This is a genomic window from Pseudoalteromonas sp. AWH4_217 (genome assembly GCF_056161105.1).
Genome location: NZ_JBSWYM010000012.1, coordinates 130,347 through 153,176, shown reverse-complemented (window position 1 = coordinate 153,176; position 22,830 = coordinate 130,347). Strand labels below are relative to the sequence as shown.

Sequence of the window (22,830 nt, the reverse complement as noted above, 5' to 3'; positions counted from 1 at the left end):
CTACCCTGTTACTGAACGGCTTTTGTCAGACGGCGTCAGCGTTTGCTCATTCACGACCACACGGCTGCATGCTTTGCCATACCCTAAGGTATATTTAAGGGCCGGATAGACACGACAAGAGCTGATACTAAACGCGATCGCAATTAGTCCCTGATCTCCCCACATGGCACGGATATGCGGGCGAATGTCATCGGCACTGGGATCATGGGCTAACACCAGATCGGTAAATTCCACTATCTGAGCGAGTTCATCAGGTAATGCAGTGAGGTCTTTGCTGACGATTGCACCGACCTGCGCCGCAGGCACACCTGCTTCCAGTGCCATATTGACCAGCAGCTGAGTGCAGGGGCCACAGTCGTCCCATAAGATGGCGCGTAACCTGGCGGCATATAAAGGTGCCGCAGGCAGGCCCCCGCGATAACCCGCCATGGACTGAAATTTCAGGTATTTAAAAAAGGCGCTTAGATCCGCGGACAGGATGTCCTGCATATACGCGACGTCGTAGTCATACTTTTTTTGCATCGATATGAGCATTTTGTTCAGTAGATATTTGATCATCGGATACTCCTGGTTGTTTGGTAAGCCTGGTCAGAAGGTGCACTTAGCTGTGAGTGACGCTGCGCAGGGCTTTTTAACGGGCGTTGTAGCAAGAGCAGGCAAAGGGTAAACAGGGCTGCAAAGGTGCACAGCATAGTGGTGTAGATATCGTTGCTTAGTAGCGCCGCACCGAGGAGTGGGCCAGATGCCACGCCTACGCTGGATACTACGGCTGCGACGGATGAAAGTTGTCCTGAGCTATCCTGTTCTGCGATGAGGGCGAGCAGGTAGGCATGCACGGCGGGCCAGGAAAAAAATAACAGTGCCAGGGCCAGCATGTAGACAAGGTTAAAATGCGCATAAATAAGCAGTAAGGCAGCCATAAAAGAAAGCAAAATACCGCCACATAAATACATGGTGCGGTGTGCCTGACCTGATTTCAGAATGGGGAGTAACGCGCCTGCCAGCCCCAGTAAACCGGTCAGCGCAATGATCTGGCTGATCTGGGCTTGAGACTGGCCTGCACTTAGACCCATCTGGCCCGCAAACGCCCAGATCCCGCTGGCCGCGACCAGATAGAACAGCATCGCCAGCAGCAACCGGGCGCTTTTGGCGGTTAAATGCAGACGTTTTGAATGCTGTTTTGGGCTATGTACCGCTGGCAAGGCTGGCAGCAAGGGCAAAAAGAGCAATGCAATAAACACCAGCGCAGCCATGATATAAAACACGGCGTAGTCACCGAGCAGGCGCTCAAGTGCCGGTACGGCATAGATCACCATAGAGCCGATACTGAACTGAATAAACAGTAAGGTGCCGAAGGCTCTGTCCGGGTTCGTTAAGCGCGCGAGGATGGCAAATGATATACCGACACTAAAGCCGCCCAGTACCCCGGCGATAAATCTCCAAGCCAGCAAACCTGTATAAGTGCTCCATGCTGATGTACTAAGCTCCATAGCGCCTAATGCGATGAAGGTGAACAGTAAAGCGGGTTTCCAGGCAATATGTCGAACCACAAAGATAGCGCAGATGCTGCCCAGTAATGCGCCATACCCATTGCTGGCCACCAAAGTACCGGCCTGCTGTGCGGAAAAACCAATCCCCCCTGCCAGCGCATCCACAACGGCGGGTAAAAAGTTGAGATAGGCTAGTCCGGCCATGGCAACGAATGCCAGGCAAAAATAACGGATCCCTGAGTTTTCTGCATGGTTTGCAGTGTGCTGTAACATAGTGTGTCGTCTCCTGAGTCACTTTGTCATCACTCTAAGAGGTTCCGGGAGACGGAAAAACCAGCGATTTTGCCATTGAGTCGTGAATACTATTCATGAATAATTGCTGATATAGTGCAAATATCGACGCTGTTTACCCAATTCACAGGACTGACTATCATGGATAAACTGAGATCACTGACCTTGTTTCTGGCAACCTGTGAGGAACAAAGCTTTGCGGCTGCAGCGCGTGTCTGTAATACAGATCCTTCTACCATCAGTAAAGCCGTAAGTCGCCTCGAAGCGGAGCTGGGGGTAACTTTATTTCAGCGATCCACCCGGCAATTGAAGATCACCGCTGCCGGGCGGCATTATGCACACACCGTACGTTCGAGCATTCAGGCCCTGTCCAGCTGTGAAGATGAACTCAGACAACTCAATGACGCACCCAGAGGACGGTTAAGGGTGAATTCCGCCGTGTGCTATGGTCACCTTTACATGCGCCCGTTACTTAAAGCGTTTTGTCAGCGTTATCCCGAGATCACACTGGAGTTATCTCTAGACGATATGCATGTGGATATTATCGAGCAAGATATTGATGTGGCGTTACGTACAGGGTTTATCAAAGACAGTCGTCTGGTGGCTCGCTGTCTGAGTCCGATGGATTTTTTGGTATGTGCTTCGCCGGATTATCTTGAACAGCATGGCACGCCTGTCAGCCGAGGCGATTTTGACAATCATGCCTGGATAGGCTTTAAGATCAAAGAAACACAGCAGCTACAACCGATTTTTCTGCCAGATGAGCAGGGAAATTATCAGCTCTGCGACCTGCATCGTACCCATGTAACCGATGATGGCGAGGCCATGGCACAATTATGTGCCGATGGTCTGGGATTTGCTCAGTTACCGCATTTTTTGGCTAAGGCGGGTCTGGAAAGTGGGGCGTTGGTGTCACTCTACCCTGCGTTCAGAGCGCCTTTGCCAGAGAGCGGGGTATTTGCGATTTATCCCAAACGTGAATACCTGCCTGCCAGAGTACGGGTTTTTCTGGATTTTTTGGTTGCGGCTTTAGCAGTGCAACAAGAAACGCCAACCCATACCTGGGCCGAGCATTGGCCGGCGCGTATCCGCTTTGACGGATCAGCTGAACAAGGGCGCACAGTTGCCCTGTGAGCGGATCTGTTCAAGCGCAGTGTTAAGATGAGTGTGCATGCCCTCAAAGGCGAAGTTGCCCATACTGATCCGTTTAACGCCTAGCCCGGCTAGGGTGTCGATGTCGGGTAAATCAGGCATCGCCATCACATTCAGCGGCAGTGTACACGCACTTGTGATGGCCTGAATATCTGCTGGCTTGACAATGCAGGGCAAGAACAAACCATCAGCCCCAGCCTGCTGGTATTGTTGAGCCCGATGTAATGCTTCCTCGCGCGCGTTTTCCAGACCCAGCAAAAAGGCGTCACAGCGCACATTGATAAAAATGTCTGTCTGCTGTGTGATTAAATAGCTGCGTACAGACGCTAAACATTCAGCAAACTCACCGGCATGGGTTAACGTACGTGTTGAGCCAACCAGGCTGTCTTCAAGGTTAACCCCGACTACCCCCAGTTGTGCAAGTTGCTGAATATGTTTTGCAATTTGTAGTGGGTCACGGCTGTAGCCCGCTTCAATATCAACACTCAGTGGTAAGCTGGTGACACTGGCGATACGGCTGACCATAAAGTGAAGCTCGTCGAAAGGGAGCTGTTCACCGTCCTCGTAGCCCAACACACTGGCGACGGCGGCACTGGAGGTACCTATTGCCTGATATCCGGCTTGTTGTGCCGCTTTGGCACTGGCAGCATCCCAGACATTCGCCAGTAAAAGAGGGGTTGTTTGTTGATGTAGTTGTGTGAAGTGTTGCATATCGTCTCGCTTTTCCAGATGTTTGTTTTTGTTGGCGACATAGTGCGTTTGCGAGAAATAAAAGACCAACGATAAAAATCGACATTTATTATAAGCAGAGCTTATAATACGGCTTTCCAGAAGCTCGGAAGCATCCCTATCGTGTTTAAAAATATGAATTTGCTTGTGACCTTTGAGTGTGCGGCAAGACATCAAAGCTACAGTCTGGCAGCCGCTGAATTGTGCATCTCTCAGGCGGCGGTCAGCCAGCAAATGCGCCTGCTGGAGCAGCAGTTGGCACAGCGGCTGTTTGTCAGGACCGGCCGACACATGCAGCTCACACAGGCGGGTGAAACTTTGCACGAACATATTGCACCTGCCTTAACGATGATCGGTCAGGGTATAAATCGTTTACGTCAGGAAGAATTGGCGGGCGAGCTTTGCATCAGTTCTACCCAGGCATTTAATACCCTGTGGCTGATGCCCAGATTGCAGGAATTCGCGAGTTTGTATCCGCAGATCCGCATTCGTCTGCACTCATCCGCCAGCTTTGAAGATTTACAACACGCCCGCATTGATCTGGCGATCCGGTTTGGCACTGAAGTAGAAAAGCACACGCCGACGATGTTAGCGTGTGAATACTTTGGCACATCGCCTGTTTTGCCTGTGTGCTCCGCTCAGCTTGCTGAATCATTGCCACTAGCGGCGCCTGCCGATTTGCTGTCGACCTGGCTGGTCGCCCTAGAGCAGTCTGGTGCTTATGACTGGCCCCAGTGGTTTGAGGCACACAGAGTGCCTGGCTATGCTGAACACCCGCACTGGACCTATGTGAACTCTACAGATATGGCACTCAGTGCCGTCGCTAATGGTCACGGTGTCACGCTGGCAGTGCCTTATCTGTTTCAGCGTCAACTCGATAGTGGCGAGCTGGTGATCCCATTTAAATTGCCCCACCCCAACTCGGTAAAACGTTATCTGGTTTATGATCCCAACTCGGCTCGGATAACCCGCCTGAAGGTATTTATGGCCTGGTTAAAAGCGCTGGAGATATGACGCGCATAGGGCAAGACTGGTTTTAAATCCCATATTTCTGCATTTATAGAAATAACTATTGATCTAAATTTATATTTCCATAATACTAGAAATATAAATTTAGATCGGGAGAGACGTATGTCACCAGAAATGCAGGTCATGCTTGAAGAAGCGGCCGATATGTTTGTGTTCCTCGCTGCGGAACTAACTGTATTGTTTCTTGTAGTGAGTTATTTAGTGGGTGTGCTGCAGGAATACATTACACCAGAAAAGGTCCGGGAAAACCTGAGTGCACGTAAAGGCAAGGGTTATATGATTGCTGCGCTGCTGGGCGCCATCACGCCGTTTTGTTCCTGTTCAACGATACCCTTTCTCAAAGGCCTGTTGCAGGCACGCGCCGGGTTTGGGCCGGTTACCGTGTTCTTATTTTCCAGCCCGCTGTTAAACCCCATTGTTATCGGGTTATTGATAGTGACATTTGGCCTCGATGTGGCGCTATTTTATTTTGCCGTTGCACTTGTCACGTCTGTGGTGTCTGGCTATGCACTGGAGCGGCTGGGGTTTGAACGTTATGTGCGGGACGAAGCCTATCAGGCTGCGGTCAGCCAATCTGCTTGTAGTGCTAATCAGGCAGACAAACCCGGCTGTGCAGACGTCCCTGCTGATTCACAAATGTCTGTTAACCAGAAGCGCGGTTGTGCAGTGCTAAACTCGAATGAGGCAGCTAAGCCTGCAGAAAATCGCTGGTTGCGGATCTGGCACGCCACCTGGAAAGACTTTCGCACTACCCTGCCTTATCTGTTGCTTGGTATCACCATAGGGTCATTCATTTACGGTTTTGTTCCGACGGAGCTCATCGTTGAGTATGCCGGTGAGAATAAATGGTACGCAATCCCCCTTGCGGCCGTGATTGGTATCCCCCTTTACATTCGTGCTTCGGCAGTGATCCCTCTGAGTGCCGGTTTAGTGCAAAAAGGCATGGCACTGGGCTCGGTTATGGCACTGATCATTGGCAGTGCGGGTGCCAGCCTGACCGAAGTCATTTTGCTTAAATCCATCTTCAGAACACAGATGATCCTGGCTTTTCTGAGTGTCGTGCTTGGGATGGCGATCACTGCGGGATATCTGTACACGCTTATTTTTTAAATTATGGCACGTCCTTTTTGCGCTGTGAGCCTGAACGACAGCGAGACTTGGACACATTCAATCAAGAGGTAATCTGATATGAAACCAATCAAAGACGTCATTATTATTGGTGCCGGACCTGTCGGGCTGGCCGCTGCAGCGAGACTGGTCGAAAAAGGCATACGTCCCACCATCATTGAAAAAGGTGACTCTGCCGGAGCGGCAATGCGCCAATGGGGTCATGTGAGTTTGTTTACGCCCTGGTCCTATATGATTGACGACGCCGTCGTAAGCTTGCTTAATCGACATGGCTGGCCAGGCGTCGATCTTAATGCTATCCCAACTGGTCAGGAGGTGGTTGAGCAGTACTTGCAACCTGCGTCGCAGCTGCCTGAGCTTGCTGAAGGGATCATCTATAACACAGAGGTATTCGGAGTGTCGAAAGAGGGGATCAGTAAGCACACAACGCAAGGTCGCGACCGTGCTCGTTTCGCGGTGCATAGTCGCAATGAACAGCGAATTCAGGTGTTGCATAGCGACGCTGTGATTGATGCTTCCGGCACCTGGTCAACACCCAATCCATTGGGGTTAGACGGCCTGCCTGTGCCGGGTGAGCTGGCAAATCTGGACAGAGTGCATTATGGCATTCCGGATATTTTGGGTGCGCAGCGAGGTGACTTTATGAATAAGCGAACATTGGTCGTAGGTGCGGGTCACTCTGCAATGAATATTGCGCTGGACTTACTGAAACTGCAAACCGCTGAACCGGGCACTGAGGTGATCTGGGGAATGCGAAAAAACAACATAGATAAACTACTGGGCAGAGGTATTAACGATAAAGTGCCGGCTCGCAAGCAGCTGGGGCTGGCAGCAAAACAAGCGATTGAGCGCGGTGCACTAAAACTGCTTCCTCAGTTAGAGATCAGACAAATCACGCGTTCTGACCATGGACTGGAGATCGATTCTTTGGTGGCTGGCACCCAGGCTGAGATACAGGCAGATCACATCATCGTTGCCACTGGCTTCAGGCCTGATCTGGATATGTTGCGAGAGTTAAGACTGGATCTGGATCAGATTGTCGAAGCGCCGTCACAGCTTGCGCATTTGATTGACCCAAACCTGCACAGCTGCGGATCGGTGCGTGCCCATGGTGTCGATGAACTGTCCCATAATGATGCGCATTTTTACATTGCAGGTATGAAGTCTTACGGACGTGCTCCTACCTTCCTGATGCTGACCGGTTATGAGCAGGTCCGCTCGATTGTTGAATCTTTGGCTGGTAATGAAGCCGCGGCCAGACGCGTTCAGGTGAGATTTCCCGGCGCACCCGAAGCCCAGTCTGGCGTTTGTTGCTCCTAGGTGACGTTGATTAATGTGTTATCTCAGGCAGTATCACAGTCGTGCGATAACACATCATCACAGCCGGGTTGATCGGCTTGATTGACACAGCACTCCTCCTGCAAAAATCCGATTAACCCAATCAGAGCGTCGTATTGAGGCACGCAATAAAGCGTCCGGCTTTCTCGGCGTTGTTTAACCAGCCCTACTTTAACCAGGCGATTTATATGATGCGACAAGGTAGAGCCAGGTACATTCAATGCTGCCTGTATTTCTCCAACAGGGACGCCCTGTGTGCCACCTTTCACCAAATATCGGAAAATGCTCAATCGGGTTGTGTGCCCCAGTTCGGCGAGTTTATCTGCGGCTGATGCCAGATCCATAGTGTTGTACTCCTCAGCTATATAATTCCATAGTACTGGAAATATATAACTGAGGCAAAGCAAGCCAGTGAATTGTAGGTCTGCCACTTTATCAATCTGGCCTGTTTGATGGAGTTATGCTCAGGGTTGCGTGCTTATGCGTACCTCCTGTGCATTGCTGTCTCCGGCTATCTCTGGCTGATACATCATTTCAACGCTGGCGGGTGGCGCCAGATAGTTGCCACCGGCCTGTGCCTGTGCCAGATATTCAAACGTTGTCGTCCCGGCGTTAAGATATGGCTGATGCCAGAGCACTTGTTGTGCCCCTTGTGATGTCTGTTGCATAAGCAAACTGGTATCCGGGGAGTCCGCCTTTAACCAGTTTTTATACTGAGTATGGCTGTGTTGCGGATTGAGCAATCGCAGCCCGCCCGGCAGTGTATCGGTTAACAGGACATGCGCTCGTGTATCAGCCGAAAAGACCTCCAATGTGACTTTGATCAGATCGCCAGGCTTAATTGCCTGACCTGCAAAGGGCTGCCATTTGTCATTGCTGTATATATGATAACGTCGAGTCACATCCAGGCCATTACTCTGCGTCTTGGACAATGAAAGAGGCTGACGGGTTTGCACTGTTAACCAGTAGGGCTCTGCCAAAGGTGTCTTTATTTTATATTCGTTGCTCTGAGCATCAGGTGATGCTGTCAATGATACGGGGGCTGCTGCATTATGCTGGTGGTCTTGCAGGGCCAGCGCACAGATCCCATCATTCAGCGTATTGCCAAAATGTCCCTGGCGGTGTTGACGACTGATGGCCAGTTTGCTGAGTTGTGCTTTCAATGCCTCACGCTCAGTGAGCAGCAGAGCAAGACATTGCTCCAACGGACCTGACAGCGCACTGAGAGTTTGATCCTCAAAGCCGGTGTCGAGAACCCGGGTGAGTGCACGCTCCAGTTCAGGCTGCTCGTGTCCGAGCGCTTTCATTGCCAATAGTTGTAACAGATTACTGCGAGTGCCCGTTACACCGAAGGTGTGTCGCCAGGAGAGTACCTGCTCTAGTGTCACCTGTCGGCTTTGCGCCAGCGCCCACCATTGCCAGTCGGCACTGTCATCGTCAAATGCTCGCCGTTGGTGCTCTGCTATATGTAATGCCTCAAGCAAGTCCTGGCTTATGGCTTCTGGTATTGTTTTATCGATAGTCAGACTCAGGGGGCTGTTATTGAGCCAATGACTGACGAGCAGCGTATAGGCGCTCAGCATAGGATCTGGGTAGGTGTGCGGATAGTAAGCGTATCCCGTACCAAATTGCCAGCTTGAGTTCTCAGTTGCGCCCTTGGTGAGCATCTGCTGCAGAACCTGCTTTCCCTCTGGCCAAAGTTCACTGGCAAGGGGGTTTACACTGTAGCTCAATGCTCTGGAAAGCGTTTGCTCCCAACATTGATGAGGATAATGCTGATGGTGTTGCTGTAGTGCAGACCAATTGGGGGCGAGCTGCTCAATGGAGTGCGCTTCAGCTGATTCGACCTGTACACCCTCCGCCAGTATCACGGTGTTTTGGCGGGCAGGGTCTAACAGCCATGACTGCTGCACAATACGGCTACTATCGCTGACTCTAAACTCCGAAAGTCGCGGGAATGCCATTCGTTCGCTGTGCAGCTGCAATATGTATTCACCCGGTGGCAGCTCAGGGAGTGTGACATCAACCGACCGTGCCTCCTGCACCTCAATGGCGTGCTCTGCGAGCGTTTTACCGTTGAGTGTGAGCCGCACTTTATCCTGTAATGGTTTACCCAGTCGGTTTTCTGCCCGAATGGTGACTATGGCTTTGTCACCCTGGATAAAATGTGCTGCATGAGTTAGGTGATATTCCAGTCCCGCATGACTGGTGATGGTGTTTGTATAAGTCTGTGTGCTCTGTGTATTCAGGGCTACGACAAACACACGCCAGCGCCCAAGTAACTGGGGCAGTTGCAGTGAGACCGTTTTTGTCTGGTTAGCTTTAAGGGGGATGACCGGTTGCCAGATGGTATCTGCCAGAGCCTGAGACAATGCATTTGGCGGGACAACCCTTGCTCTGGATGATGCCATCATTGCTTCATATTGAGCTTTAAAAAGCTGCTCATCCAGCTGTTGGATAAATTGCGATGCGACCAGTCTGTCACTCAGGTTATAGTCATTGATAAGGCTTTGCTGATACCCTTCACGGTTAAACAATCGATTGAGGTGTGTCTCGCCTGCCTGTGCATTGGCAATATTAAACAATGCATCATTGACCAGCCAGAGCTGAATATCCGCGTCCTGATCGCTGGATACCTTGATATCCAGCTGACCACTGGCTGCCACTGTTTCTGGGTGCTCTACCCTGATTGACAAAGCGTTAGCGGGGCGCACCTCGACGGAAAGGATGGCAAACTGGCCGCGCATGTCGGGTTTGGTTGGCAAAGCCGATGCAGAAAACGCCTGTGTAAAACGAGGCAAGGCTTGCCATTCGAGCTGTGCAGCGCTGGCGTCACTCAGCCACTGTTGATGTAGCGCTTCTCTGTGTTGGTCCGAGTAAGGCATCACGGCTGTTATCCGAAAGCCGGGTAGCCAGCTGGGCGGTACCTGCAAAGTTAAGTCGTTGCTTCCCTTTTTTACTGTAAAGGTGCGCAGTGACTGATGCTCACCGGCAGTGATAAAAGCCAGTATTTCGCCGTTTCTGAGGGCGTTTACAGAGAAAGTATATTCCGCTCCGGCCGTTATGTGTTTTTTACCCGTTAAGCCGAATTGTGCAACCGATTCGCTTTCATCTGGTGAAGAGTCACTGCGAGAAACGGTGCGTCTCCACAAGTAACCCTGCTTCCCGCTGCGAATATCCAGATAAAAAAAGTCTGACTCGTTGTCGGGCAGAGCACAGGTTGCGGGTGTCTGGATCTCACAAAGTAACATCTGTTCCTTGCGTTGTTGGCCCTGTTCCGTGGTTGAAACTTCCATATGAACAGAGGCCGGCACAGACACCGGATTGCCAATGTGGTCGACGGCTATGATATGTACTTGTCCGTCTTGTTCCCGGACACCAATGTAGTGCTCACGGGATAAGTAGGTCAGTTGCTGATTGAAAAATTGCACTTCGCCTTGCTCCGAGACCACTCTGCCAGATAGAGCCAGTTTTACCAGTGGCAAAGTCTCAGTTGGCGTGAAAGTAGCTGAAGACAGCGTGCCATTTGTACTAAGAGGAATGGCGTTATTGCGCTGGCTCGCAGGCTTTTCTCTTCTGCTGCTAAAGTCATACTCTTGTGGCCAGCCACTGGGCAGATCTGAATAACCAAAGCGAATAAACCGGTATTTTAGCTCACCGCTAAGGTTGTCAGCATCAAATCCATTCATGGTTTTGCCACTCACAGAGACGTTCAGTGGCCGATCTTTATATGCTGTGTCAGGGTGCTGCCAGGTAAATTCTATCTCAGGAGGAATAAACTCAGAGACATAGATTGAACCCAAAAAGTGAGATGTCCCCGATACTTTGGCATGCACATGATATCTGCCCTGCTTATCAACGCCTTCGGGGAGGTGAAATTGTCTTAGCCCAAACTCAGACATTGACTGTTGTGCCAGGCGAGCTTTGTGTTCGGAGCCTCTTCTTTGTAGTGTGAGTTCGATATTGTCGAGCACAGGTTGCAGGCCGTCGCTGGTGTGACGATACAAAACGACACTCAAGTCGATGGCTGAATTGGGCTGATAAATGGGTTGGCTTTTAAGCAGCTCGCCACTGATTGCCGCAGCAGATTGGGGCGTGAGCGCCATCATGGCGTGTGTGGTGTCTTTGCTGGCCCATAACCAGCAGTCAGCATTGTTTTGTGGCTGTAAAGACTGCCACTGTTCAGGAGGCAGTGTAAGCAGCCCCTGCTGATCACTTTGTCCAAGATATTTGGGCGCGCTAAAAGACGCACAGGCAAGGTAAATATCGACATCAGCGATGGCCTTGTCGGTATCAAATTCTGTGTTGTAAAGGGTAATACCGGAGCCATGATGGACAGACAGGTTAAAGTCAGATGCGGTCAGCGTTTGCTGCAGCTGGCGCATTGTTACCTGATTGTCATAAACAGAGGAAGAACCCGGGCCTTGGAGATCGTAAAACAGTACGCCACTTCGGTCTTTCAGATGGCCACTGACAGGCAAGTTAGTTTGATGTATTTGGTTATCCATATGATGCGGCATATCCGACAAGGGCATAAGGAGTTCTGATTTATCTTTTGTCTGTAGCCAGTGATGCAGCTGCGCTAGTTCAAATACGGGGTAAAATTGAATTGAGAGATCTGCTGTATTACGTGTGCTCAGAGACAGTGCTGCGGGGGTACGTGCCCGATAAGCACTGCCTGATTGCTCGCTGATATGCCAGTAAGGGCTACTGGGTCCTGTACTCAGCGTCAGCATACCTGCTTTTTTAAACGGATGCCCTGTTGAGTCTGAACGCAGTGCGCTGAGATCCAGTTGGTAGTCCGTTTCCCCTTTGAGTGCGATGGGATAATAGTACAGGTCACTTTCGTGGCTTTCACGCGCGTTGCCTTTGATTATCACAGGTTGCGTGGCAATCGATGCTGATATGACAGACTCCATTAGCCAAAATTTCTCTACCCTGTGGGTAAAGCCCAGTGCCAGTGCTTCTGGGGCACAGGAGCCTGCCTCTTCAGGAGGGAGCGCTTTAAAAGCGTTTTGCCAGGATGGCCCTGTGGGGAAAGGCTTTGCACAAAATAGCCCCTTAAACTCGGCCTCAGGCTCTGGGCGTTGCTCCGGGGAGTGAATAGGTTGTGAGGCCGATAATGCAAGGTGCGTTTCTGTTGGCTGAAAACCGGCAGGCAATGCAACCTCCAGCTTGCCGTTGTCTATCGACTCAGCAAAGTCAAATCTGAGCTGATAGCTTTGTCTTGAATCGGGTATCTCATAATGTCGCGCCGTTGGAACAATAGACTGACCATTGAGCTTAAAGGTCAGAGAGTGCGTGATATCCCATACAACGCGTTTGTCTGTTTCTGTGTCAGCAGAGTAAACCAGCTGAAGCTGCTTTTCTTCACGCTCTTCTAAGTAAACGGGCCAGTTGGCACTGTGCCACTTTGCTGTTCGGTCATTTTGTAACTGAGAGTGCAGCCCAGGAAACCCGGCTTCAACACGCACTTTCACTGGTTTGTAGGCACTGGTTTTTGTGTGTATATCACAACTGAGCTTATTGAATGCCACATAGCGCCAACGGCACTGCTGCTTGTATTGATCAGTGAGTGTGATATGCGTCAGTTGTGCGTGGCTCGGTACTTGTCCCGGCTGAGCAATATCCTGGTCAAACTGGATCAGAATTTGTTTGAGGGTGTTTTTTTGTGTATGAAAGCGAATATCCTCGACCTCTAATGCCTGAGTAGCCCAGGTTAAGCAGGTGAGCAGTAACAGCACGCCTCTGAGTAACATATTGAGTCCTTGTAATGGTGTATCTGGTGACTTTAGCAAATTTATAACGTTGATCAGTAGATAAAGGGGTTAAAAGCACAGTTATTAGCAAGATTATCATTGTTTTTTTGATAATCTTTCAATCTTTAGCCAGTTTATTGTCTGTTCAATAGGGTCTACCATGACACGCGTTGCTTATTCAATCTGCGCTTGCTCTGGGAGGTCGATAACCGTGGTAAAACTCAATACACTCAACAGCCTGTTGGCTGGGACCCTGTTTATTCCAGTTGCTGTGTTGGCTACTGATGCACACACCACTACAGACAAGGTTAAGGTGGTCAGCACTGAGCAAATAGAGTGGGGTTACCTTAATCCTGCACGGGGTGACAAAAGCCCAAGAGCGGCCAACTTGTGGGGTGACAGAACAGATTCTGGTGCTACCGGGATGCTGGTCAGGTTTGAGCCAGGTTTCTCATCGCCACCACATATTCACAATGTGTCTTACCGCGGTATCGTGATTGAGGGATCACTACATAATGACGACCCCACTGCCAAAGCCATGTGGATGCCGTCGGGTTCTTTCTGGACCCAGCCTGCCGGTGAAGATCACATTACCTCAGCCAGTGCGCCAGCGAATATGATTTATCTGGAGATAGACAGCGGTCCCTATCTGGTGAAGCCCTCTGCTCAGCAGTTCGACAATGGTGAGCGCCCCGTTAACCTTCATTATGATAACCTGACCTGGCAGGATCAGAGCACCTCGACTCAGCTCAGCGGTAACGGAATAGAAATGGCCAATCTGTGGCAAAAAAGCAGCTTGTCAGGTGTGTTGTTGCGCCTACCTGCGAATACGAAAATGACGTTGTCGAGCGAAGGCACCGAGTTTAAAGCGGTGGTGATCCAGGGGCAGCTTGATTTCGAGCGGAAAAATGCTCGACAGGTGCTGCACGCAGGCAGTTTTGTGACAGCTCACCAGCCTGTAGACATGTCTTTTTCAGCGGACCAGCAAGTGTTGTTGTATGTACGCACCAATGCTGCGTTTAAGGCAACGGGAGAATAGTCACAGGGTCACAAAAGCAGGCTGGGTAAAGCCTGCTCTTTATACGAGATGTTATGGGCGGTAAATAGTACGCAGATAGTCTTTGACACCATCGTCACAACGCGCACCATCTTCTTCACCTTTTGCTTCTACAGGGTAAAGGCGAACCTTGTAGCGGTATTTTTGCGCATCCAGAGCACGCATATAGATGCCGCCGAAGTTGCTGTCGTCGTAATCTTTGTACATGACATCTAGTGTACGGCCGTCATAAGCGCTGGTTGAATAGACTGTAATGCCCATTGAGTTTGGTACTACACGCTCAATAAAGGCTTCACACCAGTGCGCGGCATTCGCGCTTGCAGATAAAACAAGTGCTGCTGATGCAGCTAATAGAGATAGTTTTTTCATGATATTTCCTTATGATAATTTCCGACTCCGTATGAAGTCGCATCAAATATAGGAACTAACAATGAATCTTAGATGTGATTTTTGTGTATTTTTCATACACTAAATATGTCAGGGCGCAATGCCTGGTGGCCAGTATAAAAGCTCAGTCAGACCAAGCTTTTCGTTTGTAGCGCCCGGTAAAGCAAAGCTGCTTTAGCTGGGGTTGATCTCGGCCGCAATTACTGAAATTTCTACTAACAGAGCCTCCCGGGCCATCGCAGCTTCCACACAGGCGCGCGCAGGTGCATGGCCTTCAGGAACCCAGGCGTCCCACACTTCGTTCATGTCACTAAAGTATTTCATGTCTTTAATGTAGATCGTTGCAGAAAGGATATGCTGACGATCACTGCCTGCCTGTTGTAACAGCTCGTCGACTTTCTCAAGCATGGTGGCAGTTTGCTCTTTAATGCCCTGCTCTGCGTCTTTGCACACCTGACCACATAAATAAATAGTGCCGTTGTGTTTTACGATGCGACTCATGCGTTGTTTGGTATCAATTCTCTGTATCACGGGTGGTCCCTTGTTGAATGAATAGTTGAACAAAAGAGGTACTCATAGTACCACTGCTTAATTCACAGAGTAACCACTTTGGCTCTGAATGCGATTTAAGGACATGCGGAAAACATTGAGGCCGATAAGGTGATGAGCAATAAACCTTATCGGCACGACTTGTGTGCAGCTTACAGTCAGGTTAAGACTGGACTGCCGGATATGTATTATGCGCCCGGGCCACACTCCATACAGTGCTGGACAATATCCGGACCAAATTTAAGTTTGGCGTTAAGATTGCGCAGCGCTGTACGCAAGCCTTCCTCGATGACCGGATGGTAAAAAGGCATCTCCAGCATTTGTGGTACCGTCATCTTATTTTGTACAGCCCAGGCGAGCAAGTGCGCCATGTGCTCGGCGGCAGGACCTATGAACTCGGCGCCCAAAAACAAACCGCTTCCCTGCTCTGCATAGAGGTGCATATAGCCTCTGTTCTTGAGCATGACCCGGCTACGGCCCTGGTTTTCAAAACTGACTTCACCAATCGCGAAGCAGCCACATTTGCCATATCGTTCGTTCAGCTGTTTAAAGCTCTCTCCGACCATGGCGATTTGCGGATCACTAAATACGGCTGCAATCGGTGCACGTCGCAGACCATTACGCACATCCGGAAAACGCCCGGCATTTTGACCGGCAATGGTGCCCTGATCGGCGGCTTCATGCAGTAACGGGATCTGGTTACTGGCATCACCGGCAATGAAGATATGGCTTTCACCACATTGCATTGTATGTGAATCAGCCAGTGGCACACCGCGCTCATCTAATTCTATACCGGTATTTTCAAGGCCCAGTTTGTCGACATTCGGCACCCTGCCCGTTGCAGCCAGCACATAATCAAACTGCTCTGTCTGCGGTTTGCCATCACGGTCAATATAGGTGAGTTGAGCTTTGTCACCGACTTGCTTCATATCAGACACTTTGGCGTCGCTGTCGACATAAAACTCTTCTGCAAACACGGTATTGGCATAATCCTGAATTTGCGGATCTGTGAGTGGTCCAATGTTACCCCCTACCCCAAAGAGCTTCACATTAACGCCCAGTCGGTGCAGTGCCTGACCCAGCTCAAGACCAATGACGCCTGGGCCGAATACCGCAACTGACCCAGGTAAGTCCTGCCAGTCGAAGACATCGTCGTTAATAATAAGGCGATCGCCAAATGCTTGAAAGAACCCTGGTACATTCGGCCTTGAGCCGGTTGCAATCACAAATCGCTTTGCTGTTATCACGGTATGGTCGTCGATCTGAACTCGATGCGCATCCAAAAAGCGTGCATACCCTTTGATCCTGTCTTGCTCGGGCAGTTCATCCACAGCTTCCAGTACAAAGCCAACAAACCGATCTCGCTCGCTGCGCACCCTTGCCATCACGGCTTTACCATCGATGTCGGGGGGCGTGGTATTGACTCCGAATTTTGGCGCTTCAGTGACGCTGTGGGCTGCTTCTGCTGCTGCAATCAACAACTTGCTGGGCATACAGCCGACACGTGCGCAAGTAGTGCCATATGCACCGGCTTCGATCATTAACACATTATCAGTAGATTGTTTGGCATTACGATAGGCGCTGAGCCCAGCTGTGCCCGCACCAATGACGACGACGTCAGTTTCAAGTTGTTTCATGTTTTACCTCTGAGCAAGGGGGAGTATTGAGGGGCTGTAACGCCCCTTTACAGATATGTTTATTGGCTTGTAATTAAGCCTGCACAGACATTAAGCGAAGTGCGCCGCTAAGTCGTCGGAGCCACCAATGTGCCTGCCGCCAATGAATACCTGAGGGACAGTTTCGCGGCCAGACAGCGCTTTAAGGCTAGTCAGTGTCGCTTGCTGACCTAATACCAGTTCTTCATAAACCAAGCCTTTTTCATCCAGCAGTGCTTTTGCTTTGGCACAGAAAGGACATCCAGGCTTAGTGATAATAGAGACAGGCTCAGGTTTTACTTGCTCTGGGTTTATGTACTCAAGCATAGTATCTGCATCTGATACTTCAAACGGGTCGCCTGGCACGTCTGGTTCAATGAACATTTTTTCAATCACACCGTCTTTGACCAGCATAGAATAACGCCAGCTACGTTTGCCAAAGCCTAACTCTTTTTTGTCAACCAGCATGCCCATACCTTCAGAAAACTCACCGTTTCCGTCAGGGATAAGGGTGACGTTTTCGGCTTCCTGATCTTTGGCCCAGGCGTTCATCACAAAAGTATCGTTAACCGAGATACAGACGATGTCATCAACCCCGTTTTGTTTAAACACGCCAGCCAGCTCGTTGTAACGTGGCAGGTGAGTTGATGAACAGGTCGGTGTAAACGCACCTGGTAGTGAGAAAACCACAACAGTTTTACCTTTGAACAGGTCATCTGTGCTGATGTTCTTCCATTCGTCGTTTTTACGTACCGGAAAAGTAACCTGAGGAACTGTCTGACCTTCGATATTGTTTAGCATAATGTGTGTCTCCTTTGATTTCGATGGAGCCATTATCAGCTACACCGATTCATTTGTATAATGGGTTAAATTAATTGGTTCGATTGAAAAAATGGAACAAACACCTTGTCAGATGCGTATTGCACTCTGACGATGATGTTTTTCAAGGTAGTATGAATTGCTCAAAAGTAAAACTGTACGAAAGGGAAGTTGACCAGCTGTGCAGATCAACGAGGCATTATACTAATTTGCTTAGGTATTCAGGGGAAGTTTGAGTGTTACTCGTAGACCGCCCAGTTCACTGTGCGATAAGGAGAGCGTTCCCTGATGTAATTCTGTGAGTTTCTGGCAGATAGAGAGCCCGAGCCCTGAACCACCAAGGTCACGACTGCGAGATTTGTCACACCGGTAAAGGCGTTCGGTAAGGCGGGGCAGATCCTCATCACTGACACCGGGACTGGAGTCGTCAAAGTGGCACACCAACAGACTCTCTTGTCGGGCTATTGTCACGCTGACGCGGCCCGGCTTATTACTATAATGACAGCTGTTGCGTGCCAGATTATTGAAAATCTGATGCATCCGGTTGCTGTCGCAGACAATGAGGTCGGTGTCTGCCAGGCGGTTGTCTGTCGTCAGAATTAAGTCGTCTTGCTCTATTAAGGGTTCAATACCACTGAGTAATTCATCAAATAGCACGCGCGCCGGCCTGGTCTGCAAGTCGAGTTGTAAACTGTGAGTATCAGCCTGCGCCAGCTCATAAATATCGGCGATAAGCGTATTGAGCATTGAGAGGCGACTTTGCATCAGCTGATAAGTGGCGTCCGGATCGGTAATCAAATTGTGTTGCAGCGCCTCAATATTGAGCTTAAGCACGGTCAGGGGCGTTCGCAGCTCATGTGATACATCAGCAAGCAGCTGTTGTTTGAGTGTCAGTGCCTGATTCAGCACTGTGGCTTCTTTCTCCATCACTTTGCGTTTTTTCAGGTGATACAGGTAAAACATCAGGAAAAAGTTCAGCAATACGATGATGGCTGCCGCGAGTACAACACTTTGTAATTTGCTCTGGCGTTTTTGTTCATCCAGTCCACTTTGCAGCTGGTTGACTTTGAGTGTTTCTAAATTGAGCTCGGCATCGCGTTTTTTCGCTGCCAGTCGGGTCAGTCTGGATTGCTCAGTTTGTTGTTTGAGCAGTGCAGTGGCATGTGTTTGATAGGTCAGGGCTGCTTTAAAGTTCTGCTGTTGCTGATGAGCAAACGCCAACACTTTGGCTGCCTCAATCATAGTATCAGTCGCGGTAGCGGTGAAATAAGGCGTCAGTTGTTCAATGGCCTGAACAGGGCTTTGATGGCTCAAGGCGCTGGCATACCAGACGAGATTGTTCAGGTACAGGGCTCGGCTGGTGTCTGGGTTGATTAATGCCAAACCCTGGCCAATTAAACTGGCCGCCTGCGGGTAATCTGCTTTGCCTAATTGCACACGACCTAAGCCTGCAATGGCCCAACCGAGGTTGCGCTTGTGGTTAATTTCCTCGTTAAGTGCTTTGGCTCGCTCAAACGCCTTTTCAGCGGCATCCAGGTCATTCAGTTGCAAATACTGTTCTGCAATTCTGATCTGATTCTGCCCCATATAGAGGCGATCGTTAACTTGTGCATCAAAGCGATAGGATTGCGAAAATCCATCCAGTGCCGCCTGATGATCGCCAAAATCAACGAATATATCAGCAAGGCCATAGTACGTGGCTGACAACATGGCCGGATTTGGGGTCGCCTGCTTCTTAAGCCAGGTGAGCTGGGCCTGGCGGCTCTCAAGCGCTCTGTCTAACTGGCCAAAGAGCTTATATATGCGGGCTTCGGTATCAAATGCAGCATTGTGTAGCGGAATGTTGTTGTCTAATTCAGCATAGTGCTTGGCGAGTGTGACATGCTCAATTGCATTTAGGTCCGGACTGCCTTTTGCTACGGCATTGGCGACCATGCGATGGGCATGACTGAGCATGCGCCAGTCCTGAGTGCGCGAAAAGAACTCGCTGGCTTTCAGAAAGTGCGTTTGAGCAGTTTGGCTATCGCTCAGGCGATATGCCAGGTCACCGCGTACCCAATGATATTTCCCCAGCATAGAGTCATCAGGGTAGGCATTTAAATGTGATTCTAATGCATCCAGTCTGATCTGAGCGCGGTCATAATCGTCTAGCCGAACCAGGTGCAAAGCGGTTCTGTGCAGGACAAAGGTGCGCTGCTCTGGGGTCAGAGTGGGTTCTGCGAGGAGCGCTTCGCCTTCTTCAAGTGCTGTGCGGAAGTCTTTTTTCCCTTTTAATGGAAACTGTTGCGCATAGGATGCAAAATCCGCGCTGTGTGAGACCGAGGGCCAGAGTGCACAGAGTTGAGCTGCAAAGGTTAAGGCGAATAAGTTCTTCAAAATTAACGTCCGGTAGTGTGACGTTAAATTTTATGTGTTATCGGAATAAACGCCTATCCAACTTTTCTATTAAATTGAATAATCCTTGTTATCTCCCGCTTCATCCTGATGCCTAAACTGACCGGGGGGCACTCCATGCCATTGGCTAAAGGCCCTGATGAACGTATTGGCGTCACTAAAGCCGAGTAAAAAGGCGATTTCTTGCAACGACATACTGGAGCGGCGCAGATATTGACGGGCCAGATCAGAGCGCAATGTGCTCAACAAAGACTGAAAGTTGGCGGATTCACCATCCAGTTTGCGTTGTAAGGTACGTTTGCTGATCGCCAGTTTTCCGGCCACCTGGTCTGCACTTACCTGCCCTGATGGCAATAGCTCCATCAGCAGGGCTTTGACCTTCTGTGTCATACTGGCAGAAGCGTCGAGCTCAGCCAGACGACGAGCAAGATCATTTTCAAAAAAAGACCACATGGCGGCGTTTTCAGTCAGAAATGGACGCTGTGCATCCTCAGTGCTGAAACGTAATGCAACCTGGTGACTGAGGTCAAGTTCGGTACCAAAATAATCATTAAACTCTGTCACGTTGTCAGGAAGCTGTGTGACGTACAATGCTGCGGGTACGATCTGAGTACGAGTTGCAAGGCGAGCGAGCTGGGTGAAAAATGCCAGCTCACACAGTTCAACCGATTTAGGTAATGGCTTGTCATAGCCATAACAATCCAGGCTGAGCAATAGGCCCTGAGCATCTTCGCGAACATCCAGGGTAAGCGGCCCGATCAGTGGTTTGTAACTGCTGAGACGACGCATCGCTGCACTCAGGTTGGCACTACAAAGACAGGCGAAAATGGCCGGGTCAAAGGCCTCAACGTTGAGATGTTGTGCCAGTTGAAGTGGCAGCGTTTCCCCAATTTGCTCTTCCATTGCGTGCCACAGGTCAAAATACTGCGCGGCACTCAATGATGCGGGCAAACTCTGCCACAGGTCGGCGGGTAATTTTGCCTGTTTTAACAGTTGTGCCTGATCCAGACCAAGGTCTTTAAATAAAATCAGGCAATGGGGCGACAGGGTAAATTTGGAGGTACGCTTCATTACTTTTCCATTGTACGGCGAGACATAGACAATACCAGAGAGCGAGGTAACAAAGGTACTATCCAGTTTAGCAAGAAGTTTAACACAGGCTCATTAAACGCCAATAGTTTGCCTTTTTGCATGGCCTGATAGCCACATTTGGCCACTGAGATAGCGCTTTTGCCTTGCTTGAATACTGCCAGCTCTTCCAGGTTGCCTGTTTTGGCAAACTCCGTGGCTACGGCACCCGGACATAGGGCCGTGACACTGATCCCCTGCTCTTTCAGCTCTTCTGCCAGGGCTTGGGAAAACGAGGTAACAAAAGCTTTGGTTGCATAATAAGTGGCTTGTAGCGGGCCCGGGATAAACGATGCGGTGGAAGATACGTTAAGGATTTTGCCACTTTTTCGCGCTGTCATATCCTGAACAAACAAGTGAGTCAGTGCTACCAGGCTACTGATGTTCACCTGGATCATTTCAAGGTCCGCTTGCAGTTCACGTTCATGAAAAAAACCATGGCCACCGAAGCCGGCATTGTTGATCAGGATATCGACTTCAATCCCCTGCTGCCTGGTTGCTGTGTAAATCTGCTGTGCTGAGTCTGGATCAGTCAGGTCGGCAGTAATGACGCAGGCATTGACACCATAAGCTTGCTCCAGTTCATTTTTCAGCGTATTGAGTTTACCTTCTGAGCGGGCAACCAGAACCAGATCGCCTCCTTGCTGAGCATGTAAGCGAGCGAGTTCCAAACCAATACCTGACGACGCGCCAGTAATGAGAGCTGTATTTGTGTAAGTCATGATGTCACCTTGTTACCTGAGTTGATGATGCCATTGTAGAAGCTGACATTAAGAAGTGCACTGGCAAAAGGTGACGCTTTACTTGCAAAAAGTGTCGTTCTTTTTCTAATAATGTGGACTGGTATTACATCGAACTAGTCGCGAATGTTGACTTCACCGCGGACTTTTTCAATGCGCTGGCCACCCGAAGTGTCACCTGTGATGGTGAGGCCACCTGCTTCAATCACTTCGATGTCGCCAGAGTCATCATCTATGGTAACGTGGCCTTTGATGTTTTGTACTACCAGGTTACCACTGCCATCGTTTATGTTGGCACTACCCTGCAAGTTCTGAACTCTGATAAAGCCGGAGTCATCGCGTAAGTCCAGCGAGTTGCCGCCACGGATCTCTAGATTGCCGGAGCCATCGACTATGGTCAGGTCGCCACTCAGGTCAGTCAGGCTGATGTTGCCTGATTCGTCGTCCAGGTTAAGAGAGCGTCCACCAATGATCTGCAGGTCGCCGGAGCCATCTTCGATGTCCATATCGCCGCTAATGTCAGTGATATAAACTTGCCCAGAGGCATCGTCGAGCTTAAGCTGACTGCCACCCTGAATACTGATGTCTCCAGAGCCATCTTCAATATCCAGCATGCCACTGACACCGCGGATAATCATTTGTCCTGAGCCATCATCAATTTTGACATTGGCCGCGCCATTAATGCTGATGTCCCCGGAACCGTCTTCCAGCTCAATATCACCTGTCATTCCTGTAATGGCAATGTCACCAGAGCTATCGTCAATATCCAATGCCAGGTGTTTAGGCACACGCACAGTGAGATCGATTCTGGGGCTATTGCCGCTGTACCAGACAATGCCGACCCGGGTGTTTTGCTTTGCGACCAGTCGAGCGTTGTTGCCGTCCTGCTCAAGACTGAGCTGATAGCTATGCTCTTTGTCGGTCAGTATCTTGGCATCGACTTCGATGTGTGTGAGGTTATCGTCACCAATGATGTCCAGTGAACCCGCACTGGTATCTGCGACCAGGCTGGAGAGGTTTGCTGCATCCAGTGTCAGGCTTTTTTGCAGTTCTACATCGGCCACTGTTTTGCTGTGGCCATCGATATGGATCACACAACCACTGAGTGCCAATGCTGCGAATAAGGGAGAGAGTGTTTTTATCATGGTGAGTTTCCATTTTGTTCTTTTTTGATATGTACAGGTT

The 22,830-nt window shown here is 50.0% G+C and carries 18 protein-coding genes; 5 read left to right on the top strand and 13 right to left on the bottom strand.

Features of this window, described 5'->3' with window-relative positions:
* Both ACXAH1_RS16095 and ACXAH1_RS16090 read right to left on the bottom strand, forming a co-directional pair.
* Nucleotides 1–558: a hypothetical protein gene (locus ACXAH1_RS16095; protein ID WP_475198027.1), complete on the bottom strand. Its 558-nt coding sequence runs from the start codon at nt 556–558 to the stop codon at nt 1–3.
* Nucleotides 555–1,763 carry an MFS transporter gene (locus tag ACXAH1_RS16090; protein ID WP_475198025.1) on the bottom strand — a complete coding sequence of 403 codons (1,209 nt, stop codon included), beginning with the start codon at nt 1,761–1,763 and terminating at the stop codon, nt 555–557. The genes ACXAH1_RS16095 and ACXAH1_RS16090 overlap by 4 nt, the downstream gene beginning before the upstream one ends.
* A 159-nt stretch (nt 1,764–1,922) precedes the next feature.
* Between ACXAH1_RS16090 and ACXAH1_RS16085 the strand changes: the two genes are divergently transcribed.
* A complete protein-coding gene (locus ACXAH1_RS16085; RefSeq protein WP_475198024.1) occupies nt 1,923–2,915 on the top strand; it encodes a LysR family transcriptional regulator in 993 nt (330 codons plus the stop codon).
* On the opposite strand, the gene ACXAH1_RS16080 is transcribed toward ACXAH1_RS16085, so the two are convergent.
* On the bottom strand, nt 2,883–3,644 hold the full coding sequence (locus ACXAH1_RS16080; RefSeq protein ID WP_475198023.1) for an isocitrate lyase/PEP mutase family protein: 762 nt from the start codon (nt 3,642–3,644) through the stop codon (nt 2,883–2,885). The two genes, ACXAH1_RS16085 and ACXAH1_RS16080, sit on opposite strands and share 33 nt — an antisense overlap.
* Nucleotides 3,645–3,785: 141 nt before the next feature.
* On the opposite strand from ACXAH1_RS16080, the gene ACXAH1_RS16075 reads away from it, so the two are divergent.
* The 3 genes from ACXAH1_RS16075 (at nt 3,786) to ACXAH1_RS16065 (ending at nt 7,139) form a co-directional block, all read left to right on the top strand.
* Entirely contained in the window at nt 3,786–4,676 is an 891-nt protein-coding gene (locus ACXAH1_RS16075) for a LysR substrate-binding domain-containing protein (protein ID WP_475198022.1), read from the top strand.
* 117 nt (nt 4,677–4,793) lie between these two features.
* The gene (locus tag ACXAH1_RS16070) at nt 4,794–5,801 is read left to right on the top strand and encodes a permease (protein ID WP_475198019.1); all 1,008 of its coding nucleotides are present in this window, start codon (nt 4,794–4,796) and stop codon (nt 5,799–5,801) included.
* A gap of 78 nt (nt 5,802–5,879) precedes the next feature.
* Nucleotides 5,880–7,139: an FAD-dependent oxidoreductase gene (locus ACXAH1_RS16065; RefSeq protein WP_475198018.1), complete on the top strand. Its 1,260-nt coding sequence runs from the start codon at nt 5,880–5,882 to the stop codon at nt 7,137–7,139.
* A 23-nt stretch (nt 7,140–7,162) separates the two neighbouring features.
* Here the strand turns inward: ACXAH1_RS16065 and ACXAH1_RS16060 are convergent, their stop codons facing one another.
* Together ACXAH1_RS16060 and ACXAH1_RS16055 are read right to left on the bottom strand one after the other, a co-directional pair.
* Nucleotides 7,163–7,501, bottom strand: a complete 339-nt coding sequence (locus ACXAH1_RS16060; RefSeq protein ID WP_475198017.1) for an ArsR/SmtB family transcription factor — start codon at nt 7,499–7,501, stop codon at nt 7,163–7,165.
* A gap of 120 nt (nt 7,502–7,621) precedes the next feature.
* Nucleotides 7,622–12,916 carry an alpha-2-macroglobulin family protein gene (locus ACXAH1_RS16055; protein ID WP_475198014.1) on the bottom strand — a complete coding sequence of 1,765 codons (5,295 nt, stop codon included), beginning with the start codon at nt 12,914–12,916 and terminating at the stop codon, nt 7,622–7,624.
* Between the two features lie 211 nt (nt 12,917–13,127).
* On the opposite strand from ACXAH1_RS16055, the gene ACXAH1_RS16050 reads away from it, so the two are divergent.
* Nucleotides 13,128–13,955 (top strand): DUF4437 domain-containing protein, encoded by an 828-nt coding sequence (locus ACXAH1_RS16050; RefSeq protein WP_475198013.1) that lies wholly within the window; start codon nt 13,128–13,130, stop codon nt 13,953–13,955.
* Nucleotides 13,956–14,006: 51 nt separating this feature from the next.
* On the opposite strand, the gene ACXAH1_RS16045 is transcribed toward ACXAH1_RS16050, so the two are convergent.
* From ACXAH1_RS16045 to ACXAH1_RS16010, 8 genes are all read right to left on the bottom strand, one after another.
* Nucleotides 14,007–14,342, bottom strand: a complete 336-nt coding sequence (locus tag ACXAH1_RS16045; RefSeq protein WP_054016356.1) for a hypothetical protein — start codon at nt 14,340–14,342, stop codon at nt 14,007–14,009.
* A gap of 192 nt (nt 14,343–14,534) precedes the next feature.
* Nucleotides 14,535–14,891 carry a RidA family protein gene (locus ACXAH1_RS16040; protein WP_253044638.1) on the bottom strand — a complete coding sequence of 119 codons (357 nt, stop codon included), beginning with the start codon at nt 14,889–14,891 and terminating at the stop codon, nt 14,535–14,537.
* A 206-nt stretch (nt 14,892–15,097) separates the two neighbouring features.
* Nucleotides 15,098–16,546, bottom strand: a complete 1,449-nt coding sequence (locus ACXAH1_RS16035; RefSeq protein WP_475198010.1) for a dihydrolipoyl dehydrogenase — start codon at nt 16,544–16,546, stop codon at nt 15,098–15,100.
* A gap of 90 nt (nt 16,547–16,636) precedes the next feature.
* Nucleotides 16,637–17,365 carry a glutathione peroxidase gene (locus ACXAH1_RS16030; RefSeq protein ID WP_475198009.1) on the bottom strand — a complete coding sequence of 243 codons (729 nt, stop codon included), beginning with the start codon at nt 17,363–17,365 and terminating at the stop codon, nt 16,637–16,639.
* A gap of 231 nt (nt 17,366–17,596) precedes the next feature.
* Nucleotides 17,597–19,759 carry an ATP-binding protein gene (locus tag ACXAH1_RS16025; RefSeq protein ID WP_475198008.1) on the bottom strand — a complete coding sequence of 721 codons (2,163 nt, stop codon included), beginning with the start codon at nt 19,757–19,759 and terminating at the stop codon, nt 17,597–17,599.
* A 69-nt stretch (nt 19,760–19,828) separates the two neighbouring features.
* Nucleotides 19,829–20,848 (bottom strand): AraC family transcriptional regulator, encoded by a 1,020-nt coding sequence (locus tag ACXAH1_RS16020; RefSeq protein WP_475198006.1) that lies wholly within the window; start codon nt 20,846–20,848, stop codon nt 19,829–19,831.
* Nucleotides 20,848–21,627, bottom strand: coding sequence for an SDR family NAD(P)-dependent oxidoreductase (locus ACXAH1_RS16015; protein WP_475198004.1), 780 nt, complete (start codon nt 21,625–21,627; stop codon nt 20,848–20,850). The genes ACXAH1_RS16020 and ACXAH1_RS16015 overlap by 1 nt, the downstream gene beginning before the upstream one ends.
* A 134-nt stretch (nt 21,628–21,761) precedes the next feature.
* Entirely contained in the window at nt 21,762–22,790 is a 1,029-nt protein-coding gene (locus tag ACXAH1_RS16010; protein WP_475198003.1) for a DUF4097 family beta strand repeat-containing protein, read from the bottom strand.
* Nucleotides 22,791–22,830 lie beyond the last annotated feature (40 nt).

What these genes read in the sequence shown, in the direction of transcription:
- ACXAH1_RS16055 (WP_475198014.1), bottom strand. Translation starts at nt 12,916, where the DNA reads ATGTTACTCAGAGGCGTGCTGTTACTGCTCACCTGCTTAACCTGGGCT.
- ACXAH1_RS16045 (WP_054016356.1), bottom strand. Translation starts at nt 14,342, where the DNA reads ATGAAAAAACTATCTCTATTAGCTGCATCAGCAGCACTTGTTTTATCT.
- ACXAH1_RS16060 (WP_475198017.1), bottom strand. Translation starts at nt 7,501, where the DNA reads ATGGATCTGGCATCAGCCGCAGATAAACTCGCCGAACTGGGGCACACA.
- ACXAH1_RS16090 (WP_475198025.1), bottom strand. Translation starts at nt 1,763, where the DNA reads ATGTTACAGCACACTGCAAACCATGCAGAAAACTCAGGGATCCGTTAT.
- ACXAH1_RS16015 (WP_475198004.1), bottom strand. Translation starts at nt 21,627, where the DNA reads ATGACTTACACAAATACAGCTCTCATTACTGGCGCGTCGTCAGGTATT.
- ACXAH1_RS16030 (WP_475198009.1), bottom strand. Translation starts at nt 17,365, where the DNA reads ATGCTAAACAATATCGAAGGTCAGACAGTTCCTCAGGTTACTTTTCCG.
- ACXAH1_RS16080 (WP_475198023.1), bottom strand. Translation starts at nt 3,644, where the DNA reads ATGCAACACTTCACACAACTACATCAACAAACAACCCCTCTTTTACTG.
- ACXAH1_RS16020 (WP_475198006.1), bottom strand. Translation starts at nt 20,848, where the DNA reads ATGAAGCGTACCTCCAAATTTACCCTGTCGCCCCATTGCCTGATTTTA.
- ACXAH1_RS16070 (WP_475198019.1), top strand. Translation starts at nt 4,794, where the DNA reads ATGTCACCAGAAATGCAGGTCATGCTTGAAGAAGCGGCCGATATGTTT.
- ACXAH1_RS16065 (WP_475198018.1), top strand. Translation starts at nt 5,880, where the DNA reads ATGAAACCAATCAAAGACGTCATTATTATTGGTGCCGGACCTGTCGGG.
- ACXAH1_RS16035 (WP_475198010.1), bottom strand. Translation starts at nt 16,546, where the DNA reads ATGAAACAACTTGAAACTGACGTCGTCGTCATTGGTGCGGGCACAGCT.
- ACXAH1_RS16010 (WP_475198003.1), bottom strand. Translation starts at nt 22,790, where the DNA reads ATGATAAAAACACTCTCTCCCTTATTCGCAGCATTGGCACTCAGTGGT.
- ACXAH1_RS16095 (WP_475198027.1), bottom strand. Translation starts at nt 558, where the DNA reads ATGATCAAATATCTACTGAACAAAATGCTCATATCGATGCAAAAAAAG.
- ACXAH1_RS16085 (WP_475198024.1), top strand. Translation starts at nt 1,923, where the DNA reads ATGGATAAACTGAGATCACTGACCTTGTTTCTGGCAACCTGTGAGGAA.